14 protein-coding genes and 1 pseudogene are annotated in these 10190 nt (G+C 68.1%); 9 read left to right on the top strand and 6 right to left on the bottom strand.

All coding sequences use genetic code 11. The annotated features are described in order from the left end of the window. The coding region (locus ACFWUZ_RS34325) for a hypothetical protein (protein WP_384381735.1) at nt 1–356 on the top strand (356 nt) is incomplete at its 5' end. A gap of 168 nt (nt 357–524) precedes the next feature. Here ACFWUZ_RS34325 and ACFWUZ_RS34320 read toward each other — a convergent pair. Both ACFWUZ_RS34320 and ACFWUZ_RS34315 read right to left on the bottom strand, forming a co-directional pair. Then, on the bottom strand, nt 525–839 hold the full coding sequence (locus ACFWUZ_RS34320; protein WP_384381733.1) for a hypothetical protein: 315 nt from the start codon (nt 837–839) through the stop codon (nt 525–527). A gap of 238 nt (nt 840–1077) precedes the next feature. Further along, a complete protein-coding gene (locus tag ACFWUZ_RS34315) occupies nt 1078–1377 on the bottom strand; it encodes a hypothetical protein (protein ID WP_384381731.1) in 300 nt (99 codons plus the stop codon). A gap of 91 nt (nt 1378–1468) precedes the next feature. Between ACFWUZ_RS34315 and ACFWUZ_RS34310 the strand changes: the two genes are divergently transcribed. After that, complete coding sequence (locus ACFWUZ_RS34310) at nt 1469–2068, top strand: hypothetical protein (protein WP_384381729.1); 600 nt, start codon at nt 1469–1471, stop codon at nt 2066–2068. 38 nt (nt 2069–2106) lie between these two features. On the opposite strand, the gene ACFWUZ_RS34305 is transcribed toward ACFWUZ_RS34310, so the two are convergent. After that, the gene (locus ACFWUZ_RS34305) at nt 2107–2433 is read right to left on the bottom strand and encodes a hypothetical protein (RefSeq protein ID WP_384381727.1); all 327 of its coding nucleotides are present in this window, start codon (nt 2431–2433) and stop codon (nt 2107–2109) included. 22 nt (nt 2434–2455) lie between these two features. Further along, entirely contained in the window at nt 2456–2935 is a 480-nt protein-coding gene (locus ACFWUZ_RS34300; protein ID WP_384381725.1) for a hypothetical protein, read from the bottom strand. 299 nt (nt 2936–3234) lie between these two features. Between ACFWUZ_RS34300 and ACFWUZ_RS34295 the strand changes: the two genes are divergently transcribed. Further along, entirely contained in the window at nt 3235–3627 is a 393-nt protein-coding gene (locus ACFWUZ_RS34295; protein WP_384381723.1) for a hypothetical protein, read from the top strand. 106 nt (nt 3628–3733) lie between these two features. On the opposite strand, the gene ACFWUZ_RS34290 is transcribed toward ACFWUZ_RS34295, so the two are convergent. Further along, entirely contained in the window at nt 3734–4000 is a 267-nt protein-coding gene (locus tag ACFWUZ_RS34290; RefSeq protein ID WP_384381721.1) for a hypothetical protein, read from the bottom strand. Nucleotides 4001–4003: 3 nt separating this feature from the next. Here ACFWUZ_RS34290 and ACFWUZ_RS34285 point away from each other — a divergent pair, with 3 nt between their 5' ends. Next, nucleotides 4004–4300: a hypothetical protein gene (locus tag ACFWUZ_RS34285; RefSeq protein WP_384381719.1), complete on the top strand. Its 297-nt coding sequence runs from the start codon at nt 4004–4006 to the stop codon at nt 4298–4300. Continuing rightward, nucleotides 4282–4662: a transposase family protein gene (locus ACFWUZ_RS34280; protein WP_384381739.1), complete on the top strand. Its 381-nt coding sequence runs from the start codon at nt 4282–4284 to the stop codon at nt 4660–4662. The genes ACFWUZ_RS34285 and ACFWUZ_RS34280 overlap by 19 nt, the downstream gene beginning before the upstream one ends. Before the next feature lie 421 nt (nt 4663–5083). On the opposite strand, the pseudogene ACFWUZ_RS34275 reads toward ACFWUZ_RS34280, so the two are convergent. After that, a pseudogene (locus tag ACFWUZ_RS34275) lies at nt 5084–6001 on the bottom strand (helicase associated domain-containing protein); the annotation flags it as partial. Between ACFWUZ_RS34275 and ACFWUZ_RS34270 the strand changes: the two are divergent. The 4 genes from ACFWUZ_RS34270 (at nt 5933) to ACFWUZ_RS34255 (ending at nt 9884) form a co-directional block, all read left to right on the top strand. Then, nucleotides 5933–6415: a transposase gene (locus ACFWUZ_RS34270; RefSeq protein ID WP_384381717.1), complete on the top strand. Its 483-nt coding sequence runs from the start codon at nt 5933–5935 to the stop codon at nt 6413–6415. The pseudogene ACFWUZ_RS34275 and the gene ACFWUZ_RS34270 sit on opposite strands and share 69 nt — an antisense overlap. A 367-nt stretch (nt 6416–6782) precedes the next feature. Further along, nucleotides 6783–8177, top strand: a complete 1395-nt coding sequence (gene murF, locus ACFWUZ_RS34265) for a UDP-N-acetylmuramoyl-tripeptide--D-alanyl-D-alanine ligase (protein WP_384381737.1) — start codon at nt 6783–6785, stop codon at nt 8175–8177. A gap of 111 nt (nt 8178–8288) precedes the next feature. Further along, nucleotides 8289–8576 carry a hypothetical protein gene (locus tag ACFWUZ_RS34260; RefSeq protein ID WP_384381715.1) on the top strand — a complete coding sequence of 96 codons (288 nt, stop codon included), beginning with the start codon at nt 8289–8291 and terminating at the stop codon, nt 8574–8576. Between the two features lie 237 nt (nt 8577–8813). Beyond that, nucleotides 8814–9884: a hypothetical protein gene (locus tag ACFWUZ_RS34255; RefSeq protein WP_384381713.1), complete on the top strand. Its 1071-nt coding sequence runs from the start codon at nt 8814–8816 to the stop codon at nt 9882–9884. Nucleotides 9885–10190: the final 306 nt, after the last annotated feature.

The raw sequence follows: 10190 nt of genomic DNA, 5'->3' as shown, positions 1-10190 counted from the left end.
CGGTGTTCACCCCGAGATCACCGGCGACCGACTTGATCGTCGCTCCCGGCCTCGACCGGTACAACGCGACCGCGTCCGCCTTGAACTCGGCGGGACAGTGCTTCATCCCCACGGGGACTCCGTTCTCCTGGACCATCAAGATCCAAGTCTCTCCGGTGTCCAAAATCCGGGGTCAAGGCCCGTCCGATCAGCTCGTCGCGCCAGCGGCGGACGGTGGACTCGGACACGTTGTTGCCGCCGGCCATGTCGGCCAGGCGCTGGTCGTGGCGCAGTACGGCCAGGACGATGACCGCGATCCTTCCCGGCGGCAGGATCCGCCACCTGGATCGAATCGCCTTCAGATGGCGTCGCAGTAGATCGGCGATGTGGTTGACGGTGCGCGTGGACAGGGGCAGACGGCACTGGTAGACAATCGGGCAGGTGTCCTCGGTGCGTTCTTTGGTATTCGTCACACAATTCCAACGGCCGTCGGGGGCACCCCGGTTACGCCCGTGCCGAGGCGCTCCGAGTGGCGGTGTTGCTGGTCACAGGCGGGTGGTGAACCGGCCGTCGGGCAGTTTGCGCAGCCAGCCGCGATCGACGAGTCTGACCAGCTTGCTGCGTAGCGGTTCCAGCTTGGCCTTCACTGTGACGTCCACCCCCACTACCTCGCCGACCTCGCGGGCCATGACCGGTCCGACGGCCTGTCGCACGGCGGCGACGATGCGCTGGTAGTCCGGCGGGAGCATGCTTTCGTCCGCGCCCGGCTCGCGGTGCGGAATCAGCATCACCGCCCGGCCGCCCACCTGCCCAGCCATTGGCCTGGCGGAGGCGCGTTCCTCGGCGAGCTGCCCGGTCATCCGTTCAAGGACATGTTCAGCGACAGCGAGTTCGTTCCTTTCGGCCCGCACTTCCGCGAGCTGTTAGGCCAGTAGTTCTTCGAGTTCATCCAGTTCCGCACGCCGTGCGGTGATCCGTTCCAGCAGCTCGGGATCCAGCATGCTCCGGATCGTAGAAGGCTGTCGAACTACGGCGAGCAAGAACCGGACAGTTCACCTACCTGCTTCTGCTGACGACCGCTTGCGCAGGGCTCGATCGCTACGAAAGTCGGTTCTGGTCGGGCCGACCACGCGCCGGACGCTGAGCCTCAGCCGTGACCTCGGCATCGAGCTGGGCCAACGTCCTGTCCCCGTACTCGACGATGTCGTACTCGTCATCAAGCTCAGCAAGGCGCTCGGCCAGGGGCAGCTGGTGACTGAACCACTGGTGGATACGCGAAGCGAGCTCTCGCGGCGTCAGCCGGCCCGCCAGCATCTGGTGCGCGAGCGCCCGTACGGCGGCTTCCTGCCCGGCCTCGCTGCCGCGCGGGTAGAACACAAGGCCCAGCTCATCGAGCACGACGGGAAGCAGGTCGGGAACGTCGTACTCCGCCTCGGCACGTGTGTATCCACCAGAATACGCAGTGCCGGGCTGTCTAGTCCGGCAACGAGTGCCGCGCAGGCAGCCTCGACGACACCACCAGCACGAGGCCACCGACGCGCGGTTCACGGTCCTCCAGGCCCTGGCCGCCGTCGGGATCGAACACGAGCAGGCCGACGACATCGTGGCGAAGCTGGAGGCCGGGGCGGTGGCCGGCGCCCACACCTGGATCTCCGAGAGCAGCCCCCCGCACGGATCCGAGCCGCGGTTCAAGGACGGCTGGTTCGCCGGTGTCCGCGACGTCGCCAGCTACCTGCTGCGCATCGCCGACACCAACGCCACCACCGGACGCGGGCGCGCCGCCTCCAGCCTCCATGCTGCTCGCCCACCTCCAGCAGCCGGCTTCCCCGCCCCGGTGGAGGAAGCCGTCCCGGCCGTGGCGCTGGACGCTACGGAGGCCCTGGCGGCGGCTGAGCGCTTCCCGTGGGCCCTGGCCGCCCGGGGCGAGGAGCACTGGCCGGACAGAGAGTTCCTGAACGTCGCGCTGAGCGCGGTGAGCACCGAGGAACGCGAGGGGTACATCGAGCGCCTGGAGGCATTCGTGGAGCAGCACCGCGCCCGTTGTCGCGGTTCCCGGAAAACTGATCCCCGGGAGTCTTCGAGAAGTTGAGGGGGCGGAACGCGCGCAGCGGGTTCCGCCCCCTCGAATCAGGCGATGGCTCGCACTGCCAGAAACAGCCAGGCCAATGCGACGCAGGCCAGTGCCATAGCCTCGCCGGGCTGCCTGGATGCCGCGCAGACCGAATCACGTGCGCGCAGCCAGGAGAACTTCAGCTGGTCGGTGAGGCTCATGGGCGAGCCGATGAGTTCGGCACACATATAGAGCCCGAGCGGGCTCAGGATGGTTGCGGCCAGCATCAACGGGGTGACCTGAGGCGATATCACACCCACGATCAGGAACACGGCAGCTGCGACAACCCATATCCTGCAACGGGTCTGCTGGGGGAGGGCGAAGCGGTCGCGTTCCTCTGTCATGACTGCAGTCACCTCCTGCAGATCAGATGCGGTTTTCGGGAGCGGCCATCGGCGGCGTTCCGAAGAATTGCATAATCGTGTTGATGAATGCCTGCATCTCGCTGGGGTCACGGGCGAGCTTCGTCGTCTTGAGGTACGCCTTGAGAGCGCCAGAACCGTTCTTCGCGGCGGCGATGGCACCACGGACGAGCGCAGGACCGTAGCGGGCCGCGAGGGCTGCTACAGCCAGCGGCCATGCCTGCTCCGCGGCGGGCGCGTGGGTATTGTTGTCCGGCCCGGCTCCGACAGCCTGCAGGTACTGGGCTTCCGTGGCCGAGAGTTCGGCGACGAAGGCCGTGTCGGCCAGCAGCTCGCGAGCGTCGGAAGCGCTCAGTGTCTCCACCGACTGGGTTGCGCTCGCCGGCTGACGGGCCTCAGATGCCTGGGCCAGGCCGGAGCCGGCTCCGATGGCTATCGCGGCCGTAGCAGAAACGGCCGCAATGCGCAGAGTATTGCGATTCATACGGTATCTTCCTTTGCGTTGTCGCAAAGGGGGAAGTCCGCAAGGGCAGCCTGAACAGGCAAATGAAACCTGAAATGTCCCTCCGGACTTCTATCCCCCAACTACTTTTACGTCGAACCACCCGTGGTCAAGGAGAGGTTCGACACGCAATACCCTTCCCCGGGTAAAGCATGAGCAGTACTTTACCTGCTGTTTGATCATCCGTCGGTGGTGAACCAGCCAGCACTCATGCAAGATTGACGTTCAGTGTGCTCCTGACCTGTGACAACGCCCCACGGCACGGAGATCCAATTGGCCGAATGCTCGTTGGTCAGCCCGCCTCCGGACCTGCCGAGGGCGGGGCTCCGGCGCCCCCCTTTCGGGCGCCGGCCGCAACTCCTCGCCCCGCACCGGCCGGGAAGGCTGAGCGCGGTCCCGCCGAGGAACACGAGTGGTACATCGAGCGCCTGGAGGCGTTCGCGGAGCAGCACCGCGATCGTTTGGAGGAGCTGCTGCGGGCGTACGGGCCGGGCAGCAGGCCCGCCTCGCACGGCCGGTACGCGCTGATCGGACAGCCCGAAACCCTGGTCATCCTGGAGCGCATGGAGACCCACCCGTTCGGCCTGCGTAGCGAGTGGGAGAAGGAGCTGGAGACCGTCTTCCTGGGCGACCTCGAGTTCGCGTGGGGGCCGCGCATCCGCCCCAGCCGGTGAAGATCCCGGAACGGGCAGCGGGGCCGGGCAGGGCGATCCTGCCCGGCCCCGCTGCCCAGTCCTATCTGGGGGGGGCAAACGCACGGGACGGGCTCAGACGAGGCCGCTACGGGAGTTCTTCCCGCCGGGCGAGCAGTCCTGCGGCGGTGGCGACCACCGCGACGGCATCGGCGCGGGTCCAGGTGAAGTGTTCGGTAGTGCCCGTGTCGTCGTGCGGGGCGCCGCTGAAGAGCGCGAAGGCGCTCTGGGTGAGCATGGCCCAGCGCTCCTCCTGGTCGCGTTCTGCCGCCTTCTTGTGCACAGCTCGGTTGTAGACGTTCTGGGTGTTGCAGGTCTCGCGTACGGCAACGAGGGCCTGGCGAGCAAGCGTCACGGCGTGCTCGTACCGGCCGTCGCGGATCGCGGTCTTCGCCTCGCGGATCCGGCGGGCGGCAGTCGCACGGGCTTCGACCTCGGTGAGCGGGACGAGGACATCGACAACGGCGCCGGCATCGAGTTGGGTAATCGCGTTGCTCCACGTCCCGTGCGGGATGCGCAGGGGTTCCTGGGCGTCGGCGACTGGCCAGTGCTTCGTCTCGGCAAGACCGGTGAGGGTGAGGTCGCACCGGCAAGGCCGACCGGCGGAACTATTCCGGCAAGCACCGCAGCCACGGCCTGCACTTCCTCGCACTGACCGACGAGAAGGGCCGCCTGATCTGGATATCCGCTGCCCGGCCCGGCCGCACCCACGACAACACCGCCGCCCGGCACGACCACATCCTGGCCCACCTGCGCGCCGCTGGCCTTGGGGCGTTGGCCGACCTCGGCTTCCGCGGCTTGGACAACGACATCCTCGACCCCGTGATCCTCACTGGCTACGCCGCAAGCCGCACCCACAAGCTCACCGCGGGCCAGAAAGAAGCCAACCGAGTCCTCGCCGTCGGACGCGCACCGGTCGAGCACGGCTTCGCCACCTCAAGAACTGGCGGATCCTCACCAAGCTCCGCACCGGTCCCGCCTGGGCCACACAGCTCCTGCGCGCTCTGCTCGTCTTGACGAACCTTGAAGTCAACCGATGACGAACGATCTTCTCCGTGGACTCACGCCCGCGACCAGCTCGAGTATCCCGAGGACCGATCACACCAGCCCTTTGACCAGCTACTTCAAGTTGGCGGAGGCTCACTGACACAAACCACGCAGTGACCCATCTTCGATGACACAAACAGCCGGTGGTTCAACTTCGATGGCAAACTGCCCATCTTCAGCGACACGGGTCAGAGACGGCGTTCATCCATCCGGCCCACGGCGACTGCGAAACCCCGTGCAACAGCAGGGGTGCAACAGAGCCGTGTTGCACCCCTGATCTGCGGAAACACCCGATCTGAGCTGGGGCTGGGGGAGCGCGTTGCACTCTCGGAACAGCACTGGACCCCGGGCCTCCAAGAGACCCGGGGTCCGGTCACGGCGCTGGGAGCGGTCAGGGGCTGTCCGGGGCGGCCTGGGGAATCGTCACCGGCTTCGCCCAGTCCATGCCCAGCTCGACGAGCGCGGCGAGCTGGGCGGCGTCCAGTCGGTCCCTCCTGGATTTCGTGTTCGAAATCCATACGCCGAGCTTGACGGTCACCGGCTCCGCCTCGCCGTCGACCGCGATCTGTTCGCTGTGCCCCCTTGGCACCGGCCGGTCGCCTTCCCGCTCCGCCCACTGCGTGAGGGCCGCGAGGCCGCGCTGGAACGCCTGCTGCGTCTTGCTTGGTCCCTTCGTCGTGCGCGCGGCTGCCGGCGCGGGGGCGGGGGTCTGGTTGGGTTGTACGCCCAGCTTCCACAGCCGCTCCTGCTGCTGGGGGAGAAGCTGCGCCCAGGTGCCCGGGGTCTTTTGCCGCTGAAGCCACCGCCCGATGTCATCGCCCTCGCAGAGCACCCCGGGCTCGATGGCCGGTAGGACGCCGCCGGTCTCGTCGGCGGCGAGGTCGGCGAGGACGCGGTAGTGGCGCTGCCAGTCCAGCGGCCACGGGCAGTTCCAGTCCTCATCGACCGCGGACAGCTGCTGCGCGCGTACGGCGGCCCGCTCCGGGTCCTTGCCCAGGCCGCCCTTCCGGCGCAGGTTCGCCATGTGCTGCCCGACCGGCACCATCGCCTCGCCCTCGCCCCACACCGCGTCCTGACGCGGCGCGAGGTGCCCCATGGCCCGCCGGTACGACCTGAGCGCGGCGAGCTTGTTCTCCCACGCCTCCTCGCCCGGCTCCCACACCATCCCGGCCTCCGGCGCGTCCAGCAGCACCTTGCGCCGCTCCTCCAGCTCACCCGCCCGCAGCGCCTTCCGCTGCTGATGCACCCATCGACCAAGCGGGAAATCCTTCGTGACCCCCACCTCGACCTCGACGTCATACGGAACGGCACCTGGCACCGGATCCTCACCCGGCTCCAGTCCCTGGCCGACGCGAAAGGCGCGATCGTCTGGGATCTGAGCGTCGACTCCACGGTCTGCCGCGCCCACCAGCATGCGGCCGGCGCCCGCAAGCAGGGCGACCTGCAGAAAGAGCCACCCGGCGGCATCTTCACCGAGCTCCCCGATCACGGGCTGGGACGCTCGCGCGGCGGGTTCACCACCAAGCTGCACCTGGCCGTCGAGCAGGGCCAAAAGCCCATGGCGATCGTGATCACCGCAGGACAGCGCGGGGACTCACCACAGTTCGAACCCGTGCTGGACAAGGTCCGAGTGCCCCGCCTCGGACCGGGCCGGCCACACGTCCGCCCCAACCGCGTGCGGGCCGACAAGGCATACGCCTCCCGCAAAATCCGCGCCTACTGAGGTTTTCAAGGCGGGGTCGGTGGGTTGATGGCCAGTCTTGTGGCGGTAAGGCAGCCGTCGATGAAATGGGGCCGGATCTGGATCCTGCGTAACTCGCTGCGGAGTAGCCCCGTCGAGTCAGGGAGTCGAAGCCGGTCTTCCAGGGGAAACGGTTCCCGTTGGGTCGACTTCCCGCTGGCCAAGACACCGACGTAGGGGCCGGACTTCAGGTCGTAAGACATGCAGGGTGGTCCTCCGGAGGGGTGCGGAGGTCGGCCGTTGGACCCGCGCCGTGTCGGACGATGTCTATTGCGGCGCTACGGTCGTGGAACGGTCGGCGAGGCTCGAGGGCTCCGCCAGGGAGACGTTGTACGAGGGAGTCATGCACATGCTGTCCTTCTCGCTTGACGAGATCGCAAAGATCACCAACGGACGCCTGGTCGACGTGGCCAACCGGGCCGCCCAGATGACGGCCGGGGCGGTCACAGACTCCCGTGAAGTCGTCCCCGGCACTCTGTTCGTCGCAATCGCCGGCCAGCGCGTCGACGGTCACGCCTTCGCCGCGCAGACCGTGGCAGCGGGCGCGGTCGGGGTGCTGGCCACCCGCCCGGTCGGCGTCCCCGCGATCGTCGTAGAGGACGCGATCGAGGCCCTGGCCGCGCTCGGCCGCCACGCACTCGCTCAGCTCCCCGACCCGCTCGTGATCGGCCTGACCGGCTCGGCGGGCAAGACGTCCACGAAGGACCTACTGGCCCAGGTCCTTCCCGTGCTCGGGCCGACCTCGGTCACCGACCGGTCGTTCAACGGCGAGATCGGGATGCCCCTTACCCTGCTTCGCGCCGCCCCCGATACCCGGTACCTGGTGCTGGAGATGGGCGCGAGGGGCATTGGCCACATCGCGAACCTGACGACCATCGCCCCGCCGAGGGTAGGGCTGGTCATCAACGTCGGCACCGCGCACGTCGGAGAATTCGGCGGCCGGGAGGCCATCGCGGAGGCCAAGTCCGAACTCGTGCAGGCGCTGCCCGCCGACGGCCTCGCCGTTCTCAACGCCGACGACTCCCTCGTCGCAGCCATGGCCGCCAAGACCCACGCTCGCGTCCTGCGCTTCGGCCTCGGCCGGGGTGAGGGCGCGGACGTGTGGACCGACGACGTGCAGCTCGACTCCGAGGGTCGCCCCTCCTTCACCCTCCACCACGGCGAGGAGCACGCGGGGGTGGACCTGGGACTGCACGGCCGGCACCACGTCATGAACGCCCTCGCGGCGGCAGCCGTGGCCCTGGGCCTGGGCGCCGGCCTGCAGGCCGTGGCCGAGCGGCTGTCGGCCGCGAAGAACTTGACCACCGGCCGTATGGAGGTCTTGACCCGCCCCGACGGGCTGAAAATCGTGAACGACGCGTTCAACGCGAACCCCGATTCGATGGCGGTGGCCCTGGCCGCGCTGGCGGCGATGGCCGGTGGACGGCGCACGGTCGCGGTGCTGGGCGAGATGAAGGAACTGGGCGAAGAGGCCCTCGACGGGCACCGGCAGGTCGGCAAGCTCGTCGCCGACTCCGGCGTCCGGATCCTGGTGGCAGTCGGAGGCGACCACGCCGAGGCGCTGGCCGAGGCCGCTCGCCGCCAGAACCCGGACCTGCAGGTGATCTGCACCCCCGACCGGGACAGCGTCCCTGGCACCCTTGCGGGCGTGCTGGGCGCCGAGGACATCGTCCTGGTCAAGGGAAGCCACAGTGTCGGCCTCGAGGCCACCGCGCTGGCCCTCACGGCCGACACCACTGACTGACCGGGCTAATACTGAGGTGTTCAAGGCGGGGTCGGTGGGTTGATGGCCAGTCTTGTGGCGGTAAGGCAGCCGCCCTTGCTCCTGCCTCTCCTCGATGACTTTGACCCTGCCGTGCGCATCGACGCCTCCTACGCTCTCGCCACCGCAGCCGACCCCGGCCATACGGTCCGAGCCGCGTTCGCTACCCGGTTTTGCCTGACCGACGAACCCGCCCCCGACGCCCTGCACACCGCCATCGACGTCCTGGCCACCGAAGAACGCGCCCGCGCCATGGAGGCCCTGCCCTGGATGGCCGCCGTCGGCGGCAACGAGCCGGGGCTCCTGCGCTGCGTCCGCTGCATGCTCCATCCGGAACAGCCCGAACCGTACAGCGACGACCCCTGGTCCACAGGGCCCTGAGCGACGAGTGGCCGGCCCCCGAGCACGGCGCCCGCACACCCGCTCGCATGCATCGCACTTGTCCGTCGGGGCCAACTATCGCGCTCAGTCACATCGTTGTGTTCTAGGTGGCCCGCGGGACGACAACGCCTGCCTCTACCTGCGATGACTGCGAAGGAATCCCTGTGCGGGCCGCCCCAGGTCTGGTGCCGGGTGGGCCAGCCCCCGCTGTCGGTAGCTGGTGACAAGATCACTGGCATGAGTTTCGTACGCACTACTCCGCCGCGGCCTGTCGAGGTGACCGCGGTCTTCCCCGAGTTGGCGCCGTTGGCGCGTCCTGCGATGCGGCTGCATCCGCGTCCGGGGTCGCCTTCGGTGCGGGACAGCTCGGTCGGTGGGCCGTTGCTGTGGCCGGCAGGGGAGCCGTGGCCGCACTGTGAAGACGCGCACCTGCACGTGGACAGTGGCTTCCGCCGGTCTCCGACCGAAGTGCGGCTTGAGAGAGCCTTGCAGTACCGGCGGCGCCCCGACCTGGAGTCCTCGCTCACGCCCGAGGAGGAGGTGCTCAAGGAGCGCAATGCTGCGTGGCTTGCCAAACGGCTCGAAGCCGGTTCTCCAAGGCCCGCCGAGTGCCCGGTCCCGATGTTGCCCGTGGCTCAGTTGTTCCTGCGCGACGTACCCCTGTTGCGGCCGCCCGGGCAGGCTGATCTGGTTCAGATTCTCTGGTGCCCCTATGAGCACGATCCGGATTACAAGCCGGCGACCGCACTGTTCTGGCGGTCGGCCTCGGAGGTCGGCGACGTCCTTGTCACACCACCGGAACCGTACGAGGCGGACTATCCGGGTTACGTGCCCGAGCCGTGCCTGCTGGCGCCCGAATCGATCACCGAGTACCCCAACAGCCTGGACCTTAGCCCGGAGCTGCAGGAGATGCTGGAAGACTGGAACAGGTGGCAGGCAGGCGGCGCCGACGTGGCCAGCTCCTGTGCGGCGTATCCGCGCGACTTCTACTCCACTCATCTAGGCAACGCACCCGGCTGGAAGGTCGGCGGCTGGCCCCCGTGGGGCCGCACCGACCCGATCCCCAGGTACTGCGCCGTGTGCGAGGCACAAATGGTCCCGCTGCTGACGATCGCTTCCCGGGAGTGGGACGGCGGTGACGGGCACAGCTGGGCGCCGCAGGAAGACCAGGCCGCTGCTGCCAGTCCGCACTACGCGGGCCAGGACCCCTCGCAGCCGACGGGGGTAGAAGTAGGCAGCACGGACAACATGCAGATCTACGTCTGCCCGACCTCCCCCGAGCATCCGCATACCGACTTGATCCAATGAGCTGTCCCAGCTGGCCTTACAACCCCGCTAACCCGTGACAGAGGGGCCGCCGAGTCGGAACGTCCTGGAAGAACACGCAGGTGAGGCGATCGATGTCGCCAACCGGGAGGAGCGCATCAGGTGCCCGCGTTTCCGCAGGTGAGTCGCGGGTCTTGATGTAGATCATTTCGTTTCGCTGGCCGAAGTCCATGACTCCGGTGACTACGGCTGGGATGCGGCTCGTCGTGAGGCATACGCGAACGACCATCAGGAGCTGACCAGCTCCACAGCCGCGAGAATCTGGGGGTGTTGTGTAGGACGAAGGAG

It is taken from the genome of Streptomyces sp. NPDC058646 (assembly GCF_042716875.1).
Taxonomy (GTDB): domain Bacteria; phylum Actinomycetota; class Actinomycetes; order Streptomycetales; family Streptomycetaceae; genus Streptomyces.
The sequence above is the reverse complement of the archived record's forward strand: the minus strand, read 5'-3'. Positions and strand labels throughout refer to the sequence as shown.